At 43.1% G+C, this 21,769-nt stretch carries 19 protein-coding genes; 13 read left to right on the top strand and 6 right to left on the bottom strand.

The genetic code is table 11. From position 1 onward, the window contains the following. Positions 1-118 precede the first annotated feature (118 nt). Together DFP80_RS02900 and DFP80_RS02895 are read right to left on the bottom strand one after the other, a co-directional pair. Positions 119-1,231 carry a TRAP transporter substrate-binding protein gene (locus DFP80_RS02900; protein ID WP_113915315.1) on the bottom strand — a complete coding sequence of 371 codons (1,113 nt, stop codon included), beginning with the start codon at positions 1,229-1,231 and terminating at the stop codon, positions 119-121. Positions 1,232-1,504: 273 nt separating this feature from the next. Further along, entirely contained in the window at positions 1,505-2,572 is a 1,068-nt protein-coding gene (locus DFP80_RS02895) for a Gfo/Idh/MocA family oxidoreductase (protein WP_113915314.1), read from the bottom strand. A gap of 142 nt (positions 2,573-2,714) precedes the next feature. Here DFP80_RS02895 and DFP80_RS02890 point away from each other — a divergent pair, with 142 nt between their 5' ends. The 3 genes from DFP80_RS02890 to DFP80_RS02880 all read left to right on the top strand — a co-directional run bounded on the left by DFP80_RS02890 (position 2,715) and on the right by DFP80_RS02880 (position 4,238). After that, positions 2,715-2,984, top strand: a complete 270-nt coding sequence (locus tag DFP80_RS02890; RefSeq protein ID WP_113915313.1) for a CopG family ribbon-helix-helix protein — start codon at positions 2,715-2,717, stop codon at positions 2,982-2,984. Next, positions 2,984-3,265: a type II toxin-antitoxin system RelE/ParE family toxin gene (locus DFP80_RS02885; RefSeq protein WP_113915312.1), complete on the top strand. Its 282-nt coding sequence runs from the start codon at positions 2,984-2,986 to the stop codon at positions 3,263-3,265. Before DFP80_RS02890 ends, DFP80_RS02885 begins: the two co-directional genes overlap by 1 nt. A 70-nt stretch (positions 3,266-3,335) precedes the next feature. Further along, positions 3,336-4,238 carry a DUF2971 domain-containing protein gene (locus DFP80_RS02880; protein WP_113915311.1) on the top strand — a complete coding sequence of 301 codons (903 nt, stop codon included), beginning with the start codon at positions 3,336-3,338 and terminating at the stop codon, positions 4,236-4,238. 138 nt (positions 4,239-4,376) lie between these two features. On the opposite strand, the gene uvrD is transcribed toward DFP80_RS02880, so the two are convergent. Then, complete coding sequence (gene uvrD, locus DFP80_RS02875) at positions 4,377-6,590, bottom strand: DNA helicase II (protein WP_113915310.1); 2,214 nt, start codon at positions 6,588-6,590, stop codon at positions 4,377-4,379. A gap of 184 nt (positions 6,591-6,774) precedes the next feature. Here uvrD and DFP80_RS02870 point away from each other — a divergent pair, with 184 nt between their 5' ends. From DFP80_RS02870 to DFP80_RS02860, 3 genes are all read left to right on the top strand, one after another. Continuing rightward, the gene (locus DFP80_RS02870) at positions 6,775-6,969 is read left to right on the top strand and encodes a PA3496 family putative envelope integrity protein (protein WP_048814171.1); all 195 of its coding nucleotides are present in this window, start codon (positions 6,775-6,777) and stop codon (positions 6,967-6,969) included. Between the two features lie 299 nt (positions 6,970-7,268). After that, entirely contained in the window at positions 7,269-8,465 is a 1,197-nt protein-coding gene (locus DFP80_RS02865; protein WP_113915309.1) for an amino acid aminotransferase, read from the top strand. 174 nt (positions 8,466-8,639) lie between these two features. After that, a complete protein-coding gene (locus DFP80_RS02860) occupies positions 8,640-9,266 on the top strand; it encodes a DsbA family protein (protein ID WP_113915308.1) in 627 nt (208 codons plus the stop codon). A 24-nt stretch (positions 9,267-9,290) separates the two neighbouring features. On the opposite strand, the gene DFP80_RS02855 is transcribed toward DFP80_RS02860, so the two are convergent. Then, positions 9,291-10,865 (bottom strand): GntR family transcriptional regulator, encoded by a 1,575-nt coding sequence (locus DFP80_RS02855; protein ID WP_113915307.1) that lies wholly within the window; start codon positions 10,863-10,865, stop codon positions 9,291-9,293. A 207-nt stretch (positions 10,866-11,072) separates the two neighbouring features. Between DFP80_RS02855 and DFP80_RS02850 the strand changes: the two genes are divergently transcribed. Together DFP80_RS02850 and DFP80_RS02845 are read left to right on the top strand one after the other, a co-directional pair. Next, positions 11,073-12,290 carry an aminotransferase class V-fold PLP-dependent enzyme gene (locus DFP80_RS02850; RefSeq protein ID WP_113915306.1) on the top strand — a complete coding sequence of 406 codons (1,218 nt, stop codon included), beginning with the start codon at positions 11,073-11,075 and terminating at the stop codon, positions 12,288-12,290. 6 nt (positions 12,291-12,296) lie between these two features. Further along, positions 12,297-12,704: a SufE family protein gene (locus DFP80_RS02845; protein ID WP_113915305.1), complete on the top strand. Its 408-nt coding sequence runs from the start codon at positions 12,297-12,299 to the stop codon at positions 12,702-12,704. Positions 12,705-12,715: 11 nt separating this feature from the next. On the opposite strand, the gene DFP80_RS02840 is transcribed toward DFP80_RS02845, so the two are convergent. Continuing rightward, positions 12,716-13,642 carry a LysR family transcriptional regulator gene (locus tag DFP80_RS02840; RefSeq protein ID WP_113915304.1) on the bottom strand — a complete coding sequence of 309 codons (927 nt, stop codon included), beginning with the start codon at positions 13,640-13,642 and terminating at the stop codon, positions 12,716-12,718. 206 nt (positions 13,643-13,848) lie between these two features. Between DFP80_RS02840 and DFP80_RS02835 the strand changes: the two genes are divergently transcribed. The 5 genes from DFP80_RS02835 (at position 13,849) to DFP80_RS02815 (ending at position 20,883) form a co-directional block, all read left to right on the top strand. After that, complete coding sequence (locus tag DFP80_RS02835) at positions 13,849-15,681, top strand: ABC transporter ATP-binding protein (RefSeq protein WP_113915303.1); 1,833 nt, start codon at positions 13,849-13,851, stop codon at positions 15,679-15,681. A 46-nt stretch (positions 15,682-15,727) separates the two neighbouring features. Beyond that, positions 15,728-17,257, top strand: a complete 1,530-nt coding sequence (locus DFP80_RS02830) for an ABC transporter substrate-binding protein (protein ID WP_113915302.1) — start codon at positions 15,728-15,730, stop codon at positions 17,255-17,257. 92 nt (positions 17,258-17,349) lie between these two features. After that, positions 17,350-18,273, top strand: coding sequence for an ABC transporter permease (locus tag DFP80_RS02825; RefSeq protein WP_113915301.1), 924 nt, complete (start codon positions 17,350-17,352; stop codon positions 18,271-18,273). 7 nt (positions 18,274-18,280) lie between these two features. Continuing rightward, a complete protein-coding gene (locus tag DFP80_RS02820) occupies positions 18,281-19,132 on the top strand; it encodes an ABC transporter permease (RefSeq protein WP_113915300.1) in 852 nt (283 codons plus the stop codon). Beyond that, positions 19,129-20,883, top strand: coding sequence for a M14 family metallopeptidase (locus DFP80_RS02815; RefSeq protein WP_113915299.1), 1,755 nt, complete (start codon positions 19,129-19,131; stop codon positions 20,881-20,883). The genes DFP80_RS02820 and DFP80_RS02815 overlap by 4 nt, the downstream gene beginning before the upstream one ends. 103 nt (positions 20,884-20,986) lie before the next feature. On the opposite strand, the gene tcdA is transcribed toward DFP80_RS02815, so the two are convergent. After that, positions 20,987-21,766, bottom strand: coding sequence for a tRNA cyclic N6-threonylcarbamoyladenosine(37) synthase TcdA (tcdA, locus tag DFP80_RS02810; RefSeq protein ID WP_113915298.1), 780 nt, complete (start codon positions 21,764-21,766; stop codon positions 20,987-20,989). Positions 21,767-21,769: the final 3 nt, after the last annotated feature.

The raw sequence follows: 21,769 nt of genomic DNA, 5'->3' as shown, positions 1-21,769 counted from the left end.
GCGCTTTACTTAACATTTTTTCTTTCATCAGAAAGTAAAAAAACAAAAAATAAAATAAGCCCTGTTATCAATCAACAACAGGGCTTGTTGGTTTCACTAGTTCTTTAAATCGAGCTCATTAGTCCGTTGCGCGAGCATTAATAAACGCACGCTCAGAAATGTCATGCCACTCGCTAACCGATGTTAAAAAATCAGTAAACGAATCATAAACTTTTTGGCTCATTGGGTCGTTAGCTGCCACTTCTTTTTGTGTTTCATCAGACGCTACACGCAAAGCTTCCAAAAGGTCTTTCGGGAACTTCTTCAAAATAACATGATGTTCATCGACCAAAGTCTTCAAGGCGGCATTATTACGCGCAGTAAACTCGCTCAACATATTCAAGTTCGCTTGTTGTGCAGCTGAGCGAACAACCTCTTGTAGATCGTCTGGCAATGCATTGAAAGCATCTTTGTTGATCAGCGCTTCAACCGCAGAGCCTGGCTCTTGCCAACCTGGGTAATAATAGTATTTTGCCGCTTTGTACAAGCCAAATGCTAGGTCATTATAAGGACCCACCCACTCAGTGGCATCAATCGTACCGGTTTGAAGTGCCGTAAACATTTCGCTACCTGGAAGGTTAACCGTCACCGCGCCTACTTTTTTCAACACTTCGCCACCCAGACCAGGCATGCGTACTTTCAAGCCTTGGAAGTCTGCTAGAGAATTGATTTCTTTGTTAAACCAACCGCCCATTTGCGCGCCTGTATTACCAACAGCCATAGGTATAATATTAAAGGGTGCATACACTTCTTCCCACAGTTTTAAGCCACCACCGTATTCAATCCAAGCATTAAATTCTTGTGCCGTCATACCAAAAGGCACAGACGAAAAGAACTGCACCGCTGGAGCCTTACCCTTCCAATAATAGGCCGTACTATGGCCAATTTCCGCCGTACCACGAGAGACCGCATCAAAAACTTCTAATGCAGGAACCAACTCACCTGCAGCATAAACTTTAATATCTAAACGTCCGTTAGACATTTTTGTAATGTTTTTCGCTAATTCTTCAGCTGCAGTACCCAGACCTGGAAAGTTTTTTGGCCAAGTGGTGACCATTTTCCAATGAATCGTTTCTACTTTTTTATCAACCTTTGCGGTTTCTTCTGTTTTCTCTGATCCGCCACAAGCGACCAAAGACAAAGCAAACAAACCAGCAAACGCCAATTTGCCCAATACCATTAAATTACGCATTATTTTCCCTCAGGGAGCCAGTTACTTTTTAACAACTTAGATATTTAATCTAGATGAAATGTGTCTGAGACATGGGATAGCGATGAAAAAACAGCACCATCCATGGAATTCGGATCAATAAAAGCGCCAACTAAATGCCGTCTATTATTGCCTTTTTATTATAAGATCAGACAGAAAAATGCCCTTTTAACGCAGAAAACATTAAAAGGGCAAAAGATGATAAGAATTGTCGGAATCTTGCTCAACCCTTTTTTGCAATTTCTCGTGACTAATTTACTCGCCAGAGGTATTTAGCGTATAGCTCCAAGACATACGCTGACCGCTTTCAGCAGATTGTTCCGCCAAGCAGATTAAATAAATCAACTGACAAGCATGTTCCATGGCAACAGGAGCCTCACCCTTGCCAAGAATCGCATTACGTAACTGCGCATAAAAAGCCGTATAATCACCTTGTGTCGCCGTTTCTTGGATACTTTCAATATCCTCTTGAGAATGGGCGACAAAACGAGTGATTTTTTGCTGAGTCGCTTTCGAAGGAAAACTAACATCCCATGGCATTTGCCCTGCTCGTAGCGCCTCTTCTTGCGGATCTAACCCCACACATTGCCAGCTACCTTTCGTAAATCGTGCATTGAAACGGCGCATGTCACCCGCTTCAAATGGCGTAGATGCTAAGCGGATACGCTTATCATCGTAGCCTAGCTCCACTTCAAACCAGTCGTGGGTTTGACTACCATCACGTAACTTATCAATACTGGCATGCAGCCACTTCGGCGGCCCAAATAAATTCAATGCCTGATCTAGAATATGCGGCCCTAAATCCCAAAAAATGCCAGTGCCGACACCAGGCTCTTCACGCCAACGCGCTTGTGCTCTTGGACGAAAACGATCAAAGCGAGAATCCAAATGCTTCAATTCGCCCAACTCACCACTTTCAATTAAGGCTTTAAGACGCAAAAAATCGCCATCAAAGCGGCGATTTTGATACACACAAAACACCAAACCTTTTTGTCTTGCTAAGTCACATAACGCTTCTATTTGAGATAAACGAGTAACAGACGGCTTTTCCAGCAACACATGCTTACCACTTTCCAACGCTTGTTTTGCCTGATCAAAATGCAATGCATTTGGTGTCGTAATGACCACTAAATCCACATCTGGCGCCGCAAACACAGATTCCGCAGACGACACCACAGATACATCAGGCAAAATAGCTCTCACCTCACCCGCCTTCGAACTGCAAACATACGTCATCGTCATGTCAGGATCATTCATCACAAAAGGCACATGAAACACCCGCCCAGACAAACCAAAACCAATCAAACCAACACGAATCGCCATGCCACACTCCTAAATAACTAAATACTTACAACTCTAAATAGTCTACAGCCAATTTAAAAAATTTGCCGCAATTAAAAAAAATACAAACTAAACTATAATGTATTACAGTGTATTTTAAATTATAAACGAGAGTGTAAATGATATGAGTGTCACGACAGTAAGACTACAAGATGATACTGAACAGCGCTTAGAGATTTTTGCCAAAAAACTACAACGCAGCAAAGGTTGGATAATCAATCAGGCTCTAGTTGAATATCTTGAAAAACAGCAGTTAGAACAAGAACGTTGGCAACAAACTCTAGAGGCGATGGAATCCGCTGCAAAAGGAAAAGTAGTTGCGGATGAAGAAGTTCACGAATGGCTAAACAGCTGGGGAACAGATAACGAACAGGATGCACCGAGGGTAAAATAATGAAACTGGTTTACACGGAAGAAGCCATTAACGACTTAAAACGGTTGCGTGATTTTATAGCCAAACACAACCCAAATTCAGCGTTACGAGTAGCACAAGAACTTATTAATAAAGTAAACCTACTCGTGGATTTCCCTCATGTCGGGACTACCGTTAAATTAGCGCCGTCGCCAGAAACAGTAAGAGATATGGTATTTGGCAATTACATTGTGCGTTATTCCATTCACAAAGAAACAATCATCGTACTTCGTGTCTGGCATGGACTTGAGGGTGAACGTTAAACCTACAGTAACCATAGTTTTCCTAAATTAGACTTCTTATAAATATATTTTTGGGGTAACCGTCCTAGCTATGAAATTATATAAATATTTATCAAAATCCGTTTCTCCAAAGTTCCTAGAAGACCCTTGGTTAAGGATCACACCAAGGTCAGGACTAAACGACCCCTTTGAAGTTTCTATCACTGAAACAACTACACAATCACTAGGGCAACTTGCTATAGCGCATAACAACCCTTTAGGAAATGGTTTTGCTAGAAAATTAAGTGAATTTATGGATGGACATGGTGTTATTTCATTAACCGAATCACCAGATAACCTATTGATGTGGTCTCACTATGCTGAAGATCATCAAGGCATTGTAATAGAATTGGATATTGATAAATTAGATCCTTTTCAATTATTCAATGTAGCCCACATAGCAACAAGCTCTGATGCAATGTTCGACAAAGTTAATTACCGAAAAAAGCGTCCTTATAATGGTTCATTTATGGCGACCTCTGTTCAAGAAATTTCGAAACACTACTACTTAACAAAATCCGACGAATGGATGTACGAAAAGGAGTGGCGATATATCATCCCTTTTACTAGCGCCAATAGAGTGTATGTCGACACTAAAAACGAAGAAGGTATGGCGCTATTAAAGCAAAAAGGCATCGATAGCCCAAAAATAGAAAATGGTATTTTTAACGCCAGTACTCTATTTGAGGGAAGCATTGTTCTCGACAACAGTTTTTGGGAGGATGTTTTTAGAAATAGCAATGAAAACGGTTTTATTTTTGGCATTACACTCGCTCCCCGAAGCTTAAATAAATTAATCTTAGGTTTAAACACCAAAATAGATGCATTAAAGCAATCACTTCAAGATTCAGATCCAAAAATATTTTGGAGCTCTTACGATCAGAAATTTTTGAGAACAGTGAAAGCGGAAAAGGATCCAGATCGATTCGAAGTTTTTTTCAATGAATATAAATGAGTTTAATCTCTTCACGTTTACCTAATTTGCACTGACGCGTCGCACCCGAGGTACGAGGGGAGACTGGCGCAAGCAAATTGGGTAAACGTGAAGAGATCACCTACAATCTATGCAGGTGATCCCTCGAATACTTAAAGCCTATAGCACTTCCAGTTTAGCAAACGACAATACCAGCCATTTGGTGCCTTCGTCGTCGAAGTTAACCTGAACGCGTGCTTGTGGGCCTTGGCCTTCGTAGTTGATTACCAAACCTTCACCAAACACCGGATGATTCACTCGATCGCCCATATTCACCGTGACTTCTGGCGCTTTATAACTGTTTAACACATTACTGTTTTGCAGTTTGTTCTTTTCAAAATTGTAATCAGGACGCTGCAAAGACACAGGACGGCTGACTTGAGAGCGAAGACGTACTTCTTCTAAGCATTCCGGTGGCAACTCTTTGATAAAGCGCGAAGGACTGTTAAACGATTCACTACCGAACAAACGACGAGATTCCGCATAGGTGATGTACAGTTTTTCCATCGCGCGAGTAATGCCCACGTAGCAAAGACGACGTTCTTCTTCGAGTCGACCTGGTTCTTCAAAAGACATCTTGTTTGGGAAAATATTTTCTTCTACACCCGTTAAGAACACCAATGGGAACTCTAGACCTTTCGCCGAATGCAATGTCATCAGCTGCACCGCGTCTTGGTATTCATCCGCTTGCGCATCGCCTGCATCCAATACCGCTTTATCCAAGAACGCCATTAGCGGCGAGCTAAATTCTTCGTCTTCATCACTCCAACTGAATCCACCAGCCGCACCAACCAACTCTTTTAAGTTTTCGATACGCGCTTCGCCCTTCTCGCCTTTTTCTTTCTCATGGAAAGGAATCAAGCCCGCTTCTTCAATAATCTGCTCGAAAATATCATTCAGGTTCAGATCCGGTTGCTGCACAGTCGTGCTCAAGCCTTCAATGAGGTGTAAAAATACCTTAATCGCATTGGTCGCACGACCGGGCATCAAGGACTGACGCACTACTTCCTGCGCGGCTTGCCACATAGAACAGCCGTTATCACGAGCGATTTCACGCAAAGTACCAATGCTACGCTCACCAATACCGCGAGGTGGCACGTTGATCACTCGTTCCATCGCGCCGTCATCATTTGGGTCGAGCGCCAAACGCGCGTAAGCCAAGGCATTTTTGATCTCAAGACGATCATAGAATCTGTGTCCACCGTAAATTCTATAAGCAATCTGTTCCCTAACTAGGCATTCCTCAATAACACGAGACTGTGCATTGGAGCGATAAAGAATCGCCATGTCAGTCAAAGAGGTTCCCTTATCGCGCCATTGTTTGATAATACCGATGATAAAACGAGCTTCGTCCTGCTCGTTAAAACCTGCATAAAGCGAGATTGGATCGCCTTCGCCGCTGTCTGTCCAAAGTTCCTTCCCCAAACGATCATCATTGTGTTTAATCAAGCCATTGGCTGCTTTAAGAATGTGACCTGTTGAGCGGTAGTTTTGCTCCAAACGTATGGTGCCTACGTCTTTAAAATCTTTGGTGAAGTTTTGAATATTTTCAATTTTCGCGCCACGCCAGCCATAAATAGACTGGTCATCATCGCCCACCGCCGTAATCGTACCTTCACTGCCCACCATGATGCGCAACCACGCGTATTGAATGGTGTTGGTATCTTGAAACTCGTCCACCAACACATGGCGAAATCGGTCTTGATAATGACGCAACAACGCAGGCGTACTCAGCATCAGTTCGTGTGCACGCAATAACAATTCGCCGAAATCCAATAATCCGCCACGTTCACAGGCTTCTTCATAATGATAATAAAGCTCGCGCATGCCTTTTGAGAAAGGGTCGTGACTGTCTGGAACATGAGCCGCACGGCGGCCTTCATCTTTTTGTGCATTAATAAACCAAGAAACTTGCTTTGGCGGCCAGCGAGTATCGTCGATATTCAGCTCACGCATGATGCGTTTGATTAATCGCAGCTGATCGTCACTGTCCATGATCTGGAAGTTTTCTTTTAGTCCAGCATCACGCCAATGAGCACGCAATAACCGATGCGCCAGACCGTGGAAAGTACCAACCCACATGCCTTGTGGCGGAACTCCCACTAACTGTTCAATACGACCTTGCATCTCACGAGCAGCTTTGTTGGTAAAAGTTACGGCCATCAGGCTGTAAGGCGATAACTCGTAAGCATGCATCAACCAGGCGATACGGTGCACTAGGACTCGGGTTTTTCCTGACCCAGCGCCAGCCAAAACAAGGCTATTCTGCAGAGGCGCTGCGACGGCTTCACGCTGTTTGTCATTCAATGAGTCGAGGATAAAAGAAACGTCCATTACATTCCGCCATAATAATTAATAAATTTGTCACAAAAAACGCGTAAAAATAGATTGATTTTTAATCTATTTGGGTTTTTTATTAGCTTGAAAATACGTTGTCTGTCTATTTTGACTTTTTTTAACTGTCGATGACAGTGATCTATGCACTTCAATGTCGTCGAACGTCCAAAAGGGTATAACGATGAGCGATTTTGCGGAAACATTAACTGAAGTAAAAACCGACATAATGCATGCTTCCATTAGCTTGGATAATGAAACAAAAGAGCGTAATCAGAAGGAAGACGCGGCACGTATGCTAAAAGCTAGGCGTGCCATTGAGCAGCATTTAGAAGAAAAACGTTTGCACCACGACATCTCAAACGGCTGGGACGATTAACGTCACCGCCTGATTAATTGAGCGTCATAGTGAACTAAGTACGACCTAGCTATCGAGTTAGGTCGAGTATCTTTTTCACTCCACAACTCTCCATTCAGCAACCAAAGCGTTGTGACATTACTCTTTCGCCCTCAGAAACGGCTTTATTTATAATAAGCGACGACGTTTTATATAGTTAATTCTTGCCCTTTTTCGCCAACTTATAGCGGTTACTCACGTGTTGGAGTACCATACGGTCTGATTTTTATATCTTCTAATCCATAATAAAAAAAGAAAATAACCCTCTTGGGGGAGTTACCATGTTTGAACATATTCAAGCTGCTCCGGCAGATCCAATTCTTGGTCTGAATGACGCTTACAAAAAAGATCAAAATCCCAATAAAATTAATTTGGGTGTTGGCGTTTACAAAGATGAACTAGGCAATACGCCTATCTTACAATCAGTCAAACAAGCAGAAGAACGTTTGTTGACTCAAGAAAAAACCAAAAGCTATTTAAGTATCGAAGGCGCACCCGCTTATCGATCTGCCGTGCAAACGCTTTTATTTGGTAAAAACCACAATATTATTACCAAACAGCTTGCTCAAACAGCCCACACTCCTGGCGGTACAGGCGCATTACGCGTCGCAGCAGAATTCATAAAAAAACACTTACCAGAAGCAACTATTTGGGTAAGTAATCCAACTTGGGCTAACCATCAGTCGGTCTTTCAATCCGTTGGGTTAGAAGTTGGCAGCTACGCTTACTACGATGCTGATAACAAATCTTTAGACTTTGAAGCCATGCTTGCCAGTTTGTCTCAAGTTCCTGAGGGTGATGTGGTGTTGTTTCATGGTTGCTGTCACAACCCAACTGGCATAGATCCAACGCCAGAACAGTGGTATCAATTAGCGAAGCTATGCAGCAAACAAGGCTTCTTGCCATTGTTTGACTTTGCTTACCAAGGTTTTGGTCAAGGCGTACAAGAAGATGCTCAGGGCTTACGTACTTTCTTAGAGCACGTGCCAGAGATGCTCATTGCCAGTTCGTTCTCGAAGAATTTCGGTCTATACAACGAACGCGTTGGCGCTTTGACAGTTTTGTGCGAAACAGCCGAGCAAGCTGAAACCGTCTTCACACAGATCAAACGCTGTATTCGTACTAATTATTCCAACCCACCTTCTCACGGTTCCGCCGTTGTTGCCGAGATTCTGAATGACCCTGAGCTTTACGCTCTATGGGAAAATGAAGTAAAAGCCATGCGAACTCGCATTCATGAAATGCGTAGCTTGTTTGTAAATACTCTTCGCATCAAAGGCGTTAACCAAGATTTCTCATTTATATCGCAGCAACAAGGCATGTTCTCTTTTTCTGGTCTAACACCAGATCAAGTGGCCCAGCTACGTAAAGAGTACGGTATTTATATTGTTGGTTCAGGACGTATTAGTGTTGCAGGTATGACGCATGACAACATGGAACCTCTTTGTGATGCTATCGCTGCAATTTTAAAGGGCTAGGCTCACATTTAGTCAGCATTATGCGATTCAACAAAAACGGCTTCAACTTGAGTGTTGAAGCCGTTTTTTTTGTGCCTATCCTTTTTTGTTTGTTGTTTTGATAGTTACTGTTTTCTAACTAAAAAGACTGTTACCTTATGGACTCGCTTTTTTCTATCTTTATAGGATCTATCCATGACTGCCACACTGATTTACTGCTACGACCCAATGTGCAGCTGGTGTTGGGGATTTCGCCCGACTTGGACCAAGCTACAAAAAGCACTACAAGATTTGGTCGATGCAGATCAATTAGCTATTCAACCCATGCTGGGTGGTCTTGCGATTGATTCTGATATTGCCATGCCAGATGAAATGAAAGGCAAACTAGAAGCAACATGGAAGAATATTCAAAACACTCTAGGTACGGAATTTAACTTCGACTTCTGGAGAACAGCCGCACCGCGACGCTCAACGTATCCGGCCTGCAGAGCCTGCTATGTCGCCAGAGACACAGGCTTAGAAGAAGAGATGTATCACGCCATCCAAGAGGCATATTATCTAAAAGCCAAAAACCCATCAGATATTAATACCTTAATTGAATGCGCTGAACAAATAGGCATGAATGCCGATGGTTTTCAAAAGAGCATGCAGCATGTGCAAAATGAACATTTACTGGAAGAAGAAATAGAGCTCGCTCGGCGCCTTGGCTTGAACTCATTTCCATCTCTGGCCTTACTGATTGGAGATAGGCTCATACCTATTCCCTTAGATTACAAAGACCATATAAACATGCTAAATGCGATAAAAAAGGCGCTGTCATAGCGCCTTGAATTACTTCGACTCTGTTTAACCAAAATCGTGGTTGATCAGATCCAACATCGGGTTATAAAGCGGTTCAGTTGTGGTATTACGGGACTTTTTAGCCTCCTTCTCAGGCTGCCCTAAATCACTTTCTATCGCTTCGATAAGCTCTTCTGTTTGCTCGTTTTCTTCCACGGCTTCCGCAGGGTCAAGAATTTCTACAGATTGTTCTTCGGTTTCTTCTATGGCAGCTTCTAGCGACTCAATAATCGGCTCAACTTCATCAACGACTAAATGCTCCGCCAAAGCTTTTGCTAAAGGCTCCACATCGTCTAGCGTCACGTTAACTGCTAGCCAATAATTCGCATCCGCTTCATGGCTTACTAAAGCGCCGGGCACGATCGCATGACGAAAACTGGCTAACAAGGCGGTCATGCTGGAAATCTCTAATGGCTTAGACAAACGCATCCAAAGTGACATTCCGCCTTTGCTAGCCGCAAAACTGACATGCTCGCCAAGACATGTTTCCAAATGCGCTTTTACGCGTTCTGAATTCGCCCAAACATCTCTAGCGCGTTTCATTAATGAGCGCTTACTATTTGACTGTAATGCATCAGTCAAAGCCATTTGTTGCGCATCACTCAACGCCATATCTGCACCTAAAAAGGCCCCTTCCAATAAAGTCTGGTGATTACCTGGCAAACACCAGCTTGCAGAGCAATCTACACCTTTTGATTCCACGCCACCGATATAAACAATATGGTCGGAAGAGTCCAATGATTTATAGGTCATCATAGAGCCAGCGCGATACGCTAAATGTGAGCACAAGTCCCACTCAATGACTGGTAACTTGGTTTCTTCAATAATCGCCAACCAACGACGCAAGCTTAAATTACTCACCAACTGACCAGCAGGGAATGAGAACTGCCCCGGTAATACAATCAAACGAATGGATTTATCTCGTAAACAACGAATCACCAGATCTAAATCAGCGCCACGCTCGCCAGCGGTTAGAGCGATAACTTGCCGCCCTAAACTTTGTAATGTCGTCGTGATTCTAGGGTCACAAGGCGTTAGCACCAATACATTATCGCCTCGTTGGGTCAGGGTTTGCACCGTTTGAGTAAACATTGTCAAAGGCGAACGCCCTAACCAAAGATGTGATGCATGCGCTTTGATACCAAGCCCTTTTAAATGTTCACTCACAGCTTCACGAGCCAACAAATGACCTTTGCCTAATACAGGTAAATGCTCTTCCTCCTGACGTGCTGCGGAGCTTAAAAAAACATCACTTTGATCCACCAAGGCAGCACGGTGGGCAAGACATGACCAGGCCGGCTTAGTCCCATCGTTAGCGAGCTCACGTAAAGCCTCACCCGCCAATAACAGCGCAGGTTTAGTCTCGCTGCGATGACAAACAAAGTAACCTGATTTAGGGCGAGATTCGATCCAGTGGTCTTCGCTCAGCAACTCATAACCATGTATCACCGTATTTAAGCTCAGACCCAATTGTTTCGATAAAGCTCGTAAGGATGGCATCTTGTCACCAGGCGCAATAGCCTCCTGTGACATCTGATCCAAGAACCAATCCACTACACCCTTATATAAAAAATCCGCCACCGTTTTGTACCTTTTCTAGTTTGTCATCTAGTATCTGTTATCAATCATTATAGTTGTCTTGAAAAAACGCAAGTAAAAGCCCAATAATTCACGATTTTGGTGGGAGTTCAGGTACAATTTCATCAATTTAAGGCTGATTACATCGCTTTTAATCAATCTATCATCGGTTGAAATCAGCTCATTGTTCAAACATAAAGTAGAGTATCCATGGCTTTTGATCCTTCCTCGCTTCGCCCCCTTTTCCCTATCCTGTCGCAGCAAGCCTACGATCACCCTTTAACTTATTTAGATAATGCTGCCACGACACAAAAGCCGTTATCTGTATTGGATGCTATTCAAGGTTATTATCTAAGCTTCAATGCCAATGTTCATCGTGGCGCGCACTTCCTTAGTGATCGAGCCACCAATCGTTTTGAACAAGCCCGCGACACTGTAGCAAGCTTTATAAACGCGCCTGAACAAAGCCATATAATTTGGACTAAAGGTACAACAGAAGCCATCAATACAGTTGCCTTTGGCTTAGAGCACTTACTCGAGAAAGGCGACGAAATTCTCATTACCAGTTTAGAACATCACGCTAACCTTGTGCCTTGGCAGCAATTGGCCTTTCGCACTGGCGCACGATTGCGCATTCTGCCATTAACGTCCAACGGCAAATGGGAACCCGAATTTGGCCACTACTTCACTGATAGAACACGCATTTTTGCGGCAACACAAATTTCCAACGCCATCGGCGTAAGCACACCGCTGCCAACAATGCTTAATTATGCCAAGCAACAAGGTGCTTTTACTCTTGTCGATGGCGCCCAAGCGGTGGCTCACCACCCTGTTGATGTTCAGGCATTAGACTGTGACTTCTATGTTTTCTCTGGCCACAAAATGTATGGACCGACAGGTATTGGCGTTTTATACGGTAAAAGCCATGCTCTAGAAATTCTACTGCCGTACCAAACCGGCGGCGAAATGGTGCGCCATGTTTCGTATCAAGCCACTGAATTTAATGTGCTGCCTTACCGTCTAGAAGCTGGAACACCACACATTGAAGGTGTGATTGGCTTGGCGGCAGCGTGTGATTTTCTTAACGCTCAAGATCGTCTCGCCTTATTAGCTTGGGAACAATCACTAGCCTCGCATGTCTATTCGCGCCTTCAAAAAGAAGGTGGCATTGACATATATTCGCCAGAAAAAAACACCACATTAGTATCCCTAAGTGTACCCAATATTCATATTTTGGATTTGAATGCTTATCTAGATAGCCAAGGCGTAGCGGTTCGAGCTGGCAGTCACTGTGCCCATCCATTAATGGCGCAACTTGGCGTAGCAGGAACCTTACGAGCCTCTTTCGCCTGCTACAACACCATGGAAGAAGCCAACCGCTTCTGCGATGTTCTTCTAGAAGCCATCGATCTATTAAACGACGAGTAACAAGTAATGACAGACTCTTTAGGACAACAAAAGCCAGTAAACATAAAAGCCCAGCTGCAAGCTTGCCGTAGTAAAGAAGAAACCTTCAAAACCTTGGTGACATTAAGCAAAACACTACCAAGATTGCCTACTGAAGAAAAAACCGAAGAAAACAAAGTAAAAGGCTGTGAAAGCGCGGTTTGGCTAATCATTGAAGAAAAAGATGGCCTACGATATTTCAAAGCCGACAGCGACGCCAAACTCATGCGTGGTGTGCTCGTTGCTATATTGAGTTTGGTAGAAGGAAAAACACTCGTGGATATTCAGAAAATGGATTTAACAGCAGAGCTGGCGGAACTTAACTTATCAAGTTATCTAACCAGCTCGAGAACCAATGGCGTATTGGCGATTTTGAGTAAAATCAACACTTTGTAATGACATTGGGCTTATTGTTTTTGCATGACCACACAATCGTTATCAAACTCGCGCATATTTTTAGCAACCTTTTGAATAGACTGAGTAAAACTAAATAGAGACTTATGTTGCCGTGTATTTGTTGGATAGGCCAGTCCATAAGGATAATAAATAGCTGGTTCAAACGGACGAATGACCACACCATTCCCTTCCCAAACTCGCGCTGCAAAAGGCTCTAATACCGCTACAGCTAAACCAGCCGCAATCATGGCATAGCCAGTGTGAGATGTGTCTATCATAATTCGTTGTTTAATCTGAGACTTAACCGAGCTTAATACACCACCTAGCTCACTCCAATAAACAGGCGAATTGTCGACTACGGTCAATACCGTTTCTCCAATTAAATCGTGTGCACAAATCGTTTCTTTTTTAGCTAATGGATGATCCGATCGAGCCGCGAAAACAAACCGAGCATTGCCAATGAACTCTCGCTCGATACCGATTAGTTGAGGCAATTCCAATCCTATTGCTAAATCAACCGAATTAGTCTGTAGCTTCATAACCAACTCAGCCATGCTATCCGTATGAATAGTAACGTGTTCCTCAGGAAAGAATTTTTTATGCTCCTGCAAAGCGAGCGGCAATAAGGAAGTCGCAATCGCGGATGTACTTGCGATTTTTAATTCACTTGGCGTTCGGGTACGAATTTTTGATGCTACCGATTCCAACTTTTCAAGTCCCAAAAAGCTTTCCTCGACGGAACGGAAAAATTCAGCGGCTTCATGAGTTGGGTGTAAACGACCTTTGCGACGATCAAACAACGAAAAACCTAACGAATGCTCAAGATCGCTAAGTAAACGGCTTACTGCAGGCTGAGAAACATGCATTTCAGCCGCCGCTGCGGCCGTTGTTCCTCGCAACATGATGTAACGAAATGCCTCTACCTGTCTGAATTTCATACAACAACCTTCGAATTCAATAACATTTATTTATTAAGCATACGATAATATAAGTGGAAGTCATCACATTAAATAAACATTATGAAAGTAGGTAAAGAATAAGAACTTTAAAAATAGCTTAGGTAGTTTTCCAAACACTCACTTAACAGGTGGTGATTTAACTAAAGCGCCTGTGCCGAACGCATCTTGATAGTAAGGATTATTTAGTGACAGATATCTCATCCGCTCCAATACTGACCGTCGAAAATTTATCGGTGGAATTCGGTCAATCTCGCGTTATTGATAATCTTAATTTCTCTGTCATGGCAGGCCGAACACTCGCCATCGTTGGGGAGTCTGGGTCAGGAAAATCTGTTACGTCTCAATCCATTATGCGCTTAGCCGAAAATACTGGTGCTAGCTATCCTACTGGACGCATACTCTTCTCCACTGATAAGGGAGAAGTGGATCTTCTCTCACTTTCACAAAAAGAAATGCGCTCAATACGTGGTAAAGACATTGCGATGATCTTTCAAGAGCCAATGACCTCGCTAAACCCAGTTTTTACCATTGGCGATCAAATTTCAGAATCCCTGTCTTTACATAAAAAAGTTTCCAAAGCCGAAGCATTAGAAGAAAGTGTCAAATTATTAAAAATGGTTCGTCTTCCTGATGCTGAAGATATGCTCAAGCGTTATCCTCATCAGCTATCTGGTGGCATGAGACAACGAGTAATGATCGCTATGGCGTTAGCATGCAGGCCAAAAGTCCTCATTGCGGACGAGCCGACCACGGCTCTTGATGTCACAATCCAAGCGCAAATTTTGACCATTCTTCATGACCTTCAACAGGAACTCGACATGGCAGTGATTTTTATCACTCATGATATGGGTGTCGTTGCAGAAATTGCGGATGATGTTGTAGTAATGTGGAAAGGTAAAAAGGTAGAACAAGGCGCAGTAAAAGACCTGTTTGCCACCCCTCAACACCCGTATACCAAAGCCTTATTATCAGCGGTTCCAAAGCTAGGAAGTATGGCAGGTGAAGCATTTCCGAAGCGCTTTCCAATTACAGTGATGGATGGAGAAACGCCACGTTTAATAGGTGAAGAAAAAACACAGGATACAGCTTTATATAAGGATGGTCCGCTTTTATCCGTACGAGATTTAGTCACTCGATTTGATAGTAAGAAAGGCTTTTTTGGCGGTGTTACTCATCGTGTCCATGCGGTAGAAAAAGTCAGCTTCGATATTTTTCGCGGTGAGACTCTCGCTCTTGTCGGCGAATCAGGTTCCGGCAAGTCAACAATAGGTCGAACCATTCAACAGTTACAAAAAGCCACCAGCGGTGACATTAGCTTTGAAGGCAATCCCTTTGCCACAATGAGTAAAGCCGATAAACAGCGCTTACGTCAGGAAATACAATACATTTTCCAAGATCCTTTGGCGTCTCTTGACCCAAGAAAAACAATTGGCTTCTCGATTGCTGAACCTATCAAAACTCACGATTTGATTCGTGGAGAAAAGAATATTCAGAAAAGAGTCCATGAGCTATTAGAGCGGGTTGGGTTAACCGCTGAACATGCCAAACGTTATCCTCATCAGTTTTCAGGTGGCCAACGTCAACGTATCTGTATTGCTCGAGCGCTCGCCTCAAATCCAAAGTTAATTATTGCCGACGAGGCTTTATCAGCACTTGATGTATCTATTCAAGCACAGATTATTAACCTCTTTATGGAGCTACAAGAAGAGCACGGTATCGCGTATTTATTTATTAGTCACGATATGGCTGTTGTCGAGAAAATGAGCCATCGCGTGGCTGTTCTATATCTTGGTCAAGTAGCTGAATTAGGTTCTCGCCAACAAATTTTGGAAACACCTTCTCACCCTTACACGCAACGTTTACTTAGCGCTGTGCCAATTGCTGACCCAACCATTAAACGAGATTTAGGTCGCCTAAATGGCGAAATTCCAAGCCCTGTTAGACGAGTAGGAGACGAACCTCGGATCCTTCCACACAAAGAAATCGCGCCAGGGCATTTTGTTGCTGACGCACCATAAAAATAACAGTTTATCCAACTATCACAAAAGAACGGAGAGTTGAAAAATGAACAGTAAAAGAACATTAGGGGGGGCATTAAAAGCCCTTGCTATTACCAGTAGTCTAACGGCAGCAAGCTTAAGCTTTGCCAGCACATTAACCGTATCTTCACCACAAGATCCGGGAAGTTGGGACCCAATTGATACCTTTTTGGTAAATTGGGCTTCCGTTGCGACAAACATCTACGATGGCTTAACCTATCGTGGTCCAGACCTAAAATTGCAGCCGGGACTTGCTACCTCTTGGGAGCAACTCGACGATAGCAAACGTATTCGTTTTACATTACGTCAAGATGTTAAATTCCACGACGGTGAAGATTTTAACGCTGCGGCCGTGAAATTTACCTTTGATCGCTTAATGGGGAATGAAGGTAAAAAAGGCCCTCAGCGTTCCAATTATTCAGCGATTGATTCTGTCGAAGTCATTGATGACTATACCGTCGACTTCCATCTAAAAGCAGCGGATCCTGTATTACTTACCAAGCTTGCCGGTTATGGTGCCATGATAGTACCGCCCAAATACATTCAAGAAAAAGGTGAAGATTTTTTCAACACACATCCGGTTGGCACTGGGCCATTTAAATTCTCCTCTTATGAGCCAAAAGTGGGTATTAAATTAGAAGCCTATGCAGATCATTGGGGTGGTGCACCGAAATTAACCAACCTCAACTACCGCTTTATCAGCGAGCCTTCTACGGCAGTTGCTGAGCTACAATCTGGACGCGTAGATTTGGTTATTCCGCCAACTATCCCAATTGGTATGATTACCACTATCGAAAAAAACCCGAACCTTGAAGTAATTACCACCATCAGTCCAACGGTATACGCATTACGTTTCAATACTAAAAATGGCATTACCAAAGACGAAAAAGTCCGGAAAGCATTAATTTATGGTGTCGATCGTCAGGCAATCATTGATTCTATTTTAGGAGGCCAAGCCGCTCAAATTGCCAGTTTCCAAAGTGCTATTTCGTTTGGTGACGACCCATCAATGGCTCCGCTACCTTATGATCCAAATAAAGCCATGCAACTTCTTAAACAAGCAGGCATTAAACCTGGTACTAAAATACAAATCGATATCCGTGGTAATAACGCCACGTTTAATGAAGTTTCTCAGGCCGTTGCTAGTTACCTACAAATTATCGGCCTAAACGCCACGATTAAGCCTTATGAAACCAACGTATTACTCAATGACATTATTCCGGCAGGCAAGACTGGCGAAATGTTCCAACAATCTTGGGGTGGTTGGACACTGGATTATGACAATACGGCGTATTTCATGTACCACACAGGCGAAAAATGGAATCCATACGACAGTGACCCAGCACTAGACAAACAATTAGAGTCTCAACGCTCTATTACGGATCGTGCTAAGCGCCTAGAAATTCTTCAGTCCATTGCTAACTACACGGCAAACAGAGCCTTGGAAATGCCGTTGTACAGTCTCAATGCTATTTTTGGTGTATCTAAAAGAGTTAAAAACTTCACACCTGTACCTGATAGCCGTTTGCGCTTAACCGATGTAACCGTCGAATAAGCTCTTCCACCTCTCTTAGCTCACTAAAGTAAACAGCATTGCTCAGTCGATTAATCGACGAGCAATGCTCATTGTTTTTAAAAGGAAAAGTCATGGCGAACTTTTTAATGAAACGATTTCTGCAAGCCGTATTTGTATTGCTAGCAGTTACCCTAATCGTTGCTTTTGCTATACGTCTAACAGGAGACCCAGCTCTTATGCTGACTCAAGGCGCAGGTAGTGTAACCGAAGCCGATCTGATGTTAATTCGAGAAGCACTAGGCATTAATAAGCCCTTTTTTGTGCAGTATTTTGAGTTTCTGAAAGGCTTATTTAGTTTCGATTTTGGGCGTAGTTTCATGGGTGGAACGCCAGTCGCAGACCTTATCAGTAAGTCTTTACCTGCAACCCTAATGCTTGCAGCATCCGTTATGATTATATCCATTGCGATTTCCATTCCCCTGGGTATTAAAGCCGCGGTATCAAAAGGTAAGTGGGCTGATCAAACTATACGAATTTTGTCGTTAATTGGTCTGTCATTTCCAAATTTTTGGTTAGGGCTTATGTTGGTTCTAGTTTTTTCTATTTGGCTACAGTGGTTACCACCAAGTGGTATGGATGGTTTTACTAGCTTCTTAATGCCCGCTTTTACAATGGCAATTATTTTGACAGCAACCAATGTTCGTCTTGTTCGCTCGTCTATGCTTGAAACCCTTCAGTCGCAATACATTATGGTCGCAAGAGCAAAAGGGCTTAGCGAAAATAAAGTGCTCTACAAACACGCTTTACGTAACTGTGCGATTCCATTGATTACCTACTTTGGCCTGCAATTTGGTGGTTTATTAGGCGGGATTGTCATTATTGAACGCGTATTCAATTGGCCAGGTCTAGGGACACTTGCCTTCGATGCCGTAAGTGGTCGTGACTACCCTGTACTGCAAGCCGTTATCACTATCCTATCCATGCTTATCGTTAGCGTTAACCTATTGGTTGATATTGCGTATGGCTTGATCGACCCACGCATTCGTACGGAGTAATAACAATATGTCAGCGAATCGTTTTAGTGCCTCTTTTTCTCGCTATAAAAACTTGGAGTTTATCCTTGGTATTTTACTAACAGGAGGGATTTGTTTTTTAGTGCTGTTTTCCGACTTTTTATTTCAAGGAGCGGATAAAATAAACTTATCTGCTCGTTTATTAGAACCGTTCACCCATGTTGGTCATTTCTTTGGCACAGATCCTCTAGGCCGAGATGTAATGGCTCGTGTTGTTTCTGGTGGCAAAATTTCTCTCCAGGTCGGTTTTTTATCTGTCGCTGGTGCCGTCATTTTTGGCGTTATTATGGGCTTAGTCTCAGGTTACTATCGTGGGTTCTGGGACGTCATTGTCATGCGTTTTGCGGATGTTCAATTAGCAATGCCCTTTATTCTGTTGGCTATTACCTTCATCGCTATTGTTGGTGGCGGTTTAGCTAATATGATTTTTTTATTAATTATTTCCCAATGGGTTCAGTACGCAAGATTGGTTCGCGGCTCTGTACTATCTCTTCGTGATCGTGAGTTTATTCAGTCCGCGCAAGCAATTGGCGTGAGTCATTTTAATATTCTATTCCGTCACTTACTGCCTAATCTTATTGGTCCTGTCATCGTTTTAATGACGCTTAATGTAGCAAATAACATCTTGCTAGAGAGTAGTTTGACCTTTCTAGGCCTTGGCGTAGATCCATTAACACCGAGCTGGGGTGGCATGCTCGCTGATGGCCGTACTTATATTCAAAATGCTTGGTGGGTCAGCGTCTTTCCCGGCCTTGCTATCTTGTTAACCGTTCTAGGATTGAACCTTTTAGGTGATTGGCTACGTGACAGCCTAGACCCTACTGGCAGGACTTCACGATGACTCATATTTTCTCCACCACTATTACGCCAACGACTCACCAATTAGTAGAACAGTTTGGCAAGCCTGAGTATCAAGGACAACTCATTGAAGCTTGGGTATTTGCCGATAAAGAGCATCGTCAGCAAGCAGAAGCAGCGCTATTGGATTTCGGAGTAAAAGCCAAACTGCGCAGTGCCTACAAACCACTATTACACTTCTTTTTAGAAGACATTGATGTGTTATCGAGTCAAATCACTCAAATTGAAGTGCATTACCCTACGCATAAAGCGGCTTCAGAGAAGCGTTTTTTACTCGAGTCTTATCCTCTTTCTACTCTAGTTGGTAAAACCAATATCCATTTTATTGCCAACCTAGAATCAGCCGATTGTTACGAGGTGATTTTACGCTCAGCGACAGGAGTGCAAACGCAACATAAGGTTTTTGCCCCTAATCATCTGCACCTAGATCTTATCGGCCAAACCCACCTATCACCAACAGGTTGGCTAAAGACAACGGATTCTGAAGGTAAACTCGTATTTAACAAGCACCTTGTCACTGATTATGAATCTTTGTTCTTAGCTGGTATGGAAGCTATTGCGCAATACACTTGGACAGATAGCGAGCCATATTTTGAAGAACTTAATATCCAAGTATGCTTACCTTGGAAAGCGCAAACACTGGAATACAAACAAGAAGTGATCAGCTTAAGTGAAGCTCTACACGAAGATTTTTATTTCTCATTGCAGGAATGGTTCAAAATCAAAGCTGGCTACCTTCCAAATGATAGAGAGGGACAGCCTGGTCAAATCGTCCCAGAGATAAACTACACAGATGAAAACATTCTAAGCATCAAGGTAGAAACTCGACCTTATAAAATACAAGGTTCAACAGGTCAGCAGGATTTAGAAATAGCCGATTCTCCAATCAGTATGGAACAAATAGAAACAGAGCTGGCTAAAATAACCGGCGATACTTTTACTGCCAACACAGTCACTGGACGAAAAGTAAGCGCTCGCTATCATAAAGGAACAGAGTTTCCTGTTATGATCAGTGGCGGACAACACGCTAATGAAACAACCGGTGTGGTCGGAACGCTTCGTGCAGCACAAGTGCTTAATCAACAGAAAGACAGCCACTTTACTATCTCACCATTAGAAAACCCTGATGGCTACGCTCTGCACCAGAGATTGATTAAAGACAACCCTCATCATATGCATCATGCGGCTCGTTATACCGCCTTAGGCGATGATTTAGAGTACCGAATAAAAGGCGAATTTTATGAAAAAGAAATTCGCCATAAAGCACGAGAAATAAGCCAAGCACAGTTGCATATAAACTTGCATGGCTACCCATCGCATGAATGGACTCGCCCGCTTTCTGGATACGTACCTCGTGGTTTTGATATGTGGACAATACCGAAAGGCTTTTTCTTAATATTACGTCACTGTGCGGATGAAAAGTGGACGACTTATGCTGAAGAATTCGTTCACCTAGTTACTTTAAAGCTGATTAAAATCCCAGGTGTATTAGCTTTCAACAATGAACAGGTTGAGCTGTATAGGAAGCATGCTGGAGAAACAAATTTTCGTATTATAAACAGCTTCCCCTGCCTAATTTCTCAAGGCAAGCCCGAAGACATTCCTATGCAACTTATTACTGAATACCCAGATGAAACTATTTATGGTGACCATTTCATAACAGGCCACGACGTACAAACAGCTACTGTTCTAGCCGCTTATGAAGTGCATCAGTTATTGTCTTCGAATCAATGAAAGAAACCTAAGGCCAGATAAATGATGTATGTCTGGATAAGCAAAACCAGCTTATCCATCATAAAAAATATCTAAGGAAAGCCATCACGCTTGATATCGTCACCTAATTCGCCTTCTGTGCCAGCTTTTCCAATACTCGCGACACCGCCACAAACGCAAAGGAAGCGGTTACGGCGGTGCTCGCCCCAAAGCCGGTATCGCAGTTCATTTTGGTTTCTGTATCGCCTTTTAAACGTTGGTGAGACACAGTGCCGTCGCCTTGTGGATAGCGTAATTGTTCAGTGGAATACACACACTCGATATCAAAGCGGCGTTTCGGGTTACGAGTAAAGTTGTAATAGCGTCGCAGAAAGTTGCGTAATTTGGCTGCTAAAGGATCTTTTTCGGTTTTTGAAAGGTCACCAATTAGAATTTTCGTCGGATCGATCTGACCACCCGCGCCACCAACAGTGATGACTTTACGCTTATTACTCTTACTCCACGCCATTAGAGCGGCTTTTGGTTTGATACTGTCAATGCAGTCAATAATATAATCAAACGGCTCAGACAGCAGCTCAGCGATGTTTTCGGGGGTAATAAAGTCTTCAATACAGGTTACTTGGCAATCAGGGTTAATCAACTTGATTCGTTCCGCCATGATATCGACTTTCGATTGACCAATATTGCCATCTAATGCGTGAATTTGGCGGTTAATATTAGTAATGCAAACGTCGTCCATATCAATCAATGTAATATGACCAATTCCTGAACGCGCTAAAGCTTCTGCCGCCCAAGAGCCAACACCGCCAATGCCGATGACACAAACCTGTGCTTGAGTAAAAAACTCATACGCAGCATCGCCATATAAACGGCGAATACCGCCAAATCGTTGATCGTCTGTCACTTT

This window comes from Marinomonas rhizomae, from assembly GCF_003315485.1.
Taxonomy (GTDB): domain Bacteria; phylum Pseudomonadota; class Gammaproteobacteria; order Pseudomonadales; family Marinomonadaceae; genus Marinomonas; species Marinomonas rhizomae.
This window is presented reverse-complemented; position numbering and strand designations above follow the sequence as displayed.

Coding starts and splice junctions, on each gene's coding strand:
- DFP80_RS02890 (WP_113915313.1), top strand. CDS start 2,715: ATGAGTGTCACGACAGTAAGACTACAAGATGATACTGAACAGCGCTTA.
- DFP80_RS02860 (WP_113915308.1), top strand. CDS start 8,640: ATGACTGCCACACTGATTTACTGCTACGACCCAATGTGCAGCTGGTGT.
- DFP80_RS02895 (WP_113915314.1), bottom strand. CDS start 2,572: ATGGCGATTCGTGTTGGTTTGATTGGTTTTGGTTTGTCTGGGCGGGTG.
- DFP80_RS02880 (WP_113915311.1), top strand. CDS start 3,336: ATGAAATTATATAAATATTTATCAAAATCCGTTTCTCCAAAGTTCCTA.
- DFP80_RS02815 (WP_113915299.1), top strand. CDS start 19,129: ATGACTCATATTTTCTCCACCACTATTACGCCAACGACTCACCAATTA.
- DFP80_RS02825 (WP_113915301.1), top strand. CDS start 17,350: ATGGCGAACTTTTTAATGAAACGATTTCTGCAAGCCGTATTTGTATTG.
- DFP80_RS02845 (WP_113915305.1), top strand. CDS start 12,297: ATGACAGACTCTTTAGGACAACAAAAGCCAGTAAACATAAAAGCCCAG.
- DFP80_RS02830 (WP_113915302.1), top strand. CDS start 15,728: ATGAACAGTAAAAGAACATTAGGGGGGGCATTAAAAGCCCTTGCTATT.
- DFP80_RS02900 (WP_113915315.1), bottom strand. CDS start 1,231: ATGCGTAATTTAATGGTATTGGGCAAATTGGCGTTTGCTGGTTTGTTT.
- uvrD (WP_113915310.1), bottom strand. CDS start 6,590: ATGGACGTTTCTTTTATCCTCGACTCATTGAATGACAAACAGCGTGAA.
- DFP80_RS02885 (WP_113915312.1), top strand. CDS start 2,984: ATGAAACTGGTTTACACGGAAGAAGCCATTAACGACTTAAAACGGTTG.
- DFP80_RS02865 (WP_113915309.1), top strand. CDS start 7,269: ATGTTTGAACATATTCAAGCTGCTCCGGCAGATCCAATTCTTGGTCTG.
- DFP80_RS02870 (WP_048814171.1), top strand. CDS start 6,775: ATGAGCGATTTTGCGGAAACATTAACTGAAGTAAAAACCGACATAATG.
- DFP80_RS02820 (WP_113915300.1), top strand. CDS start 18,281: ATGTCAGCGAATCGTTTTAGTGCCTCTTTTTCTCGCTATAAAAACTTG.
- DFP80_RS02850 (WP_113915306.1), top strand. CDS start 11,073: ATGGCTTTTGATCCTTCCTCGCTTCGCCCCCTTTTCCCTATCCTGTCG.
- DFP80_RS02840 (WP_113915304.1), bottom strand. CDS start 13,642: ATGAAATTCAGACAGGTAGAGGCATTTCGTTACATCATGTTGCGAGGA.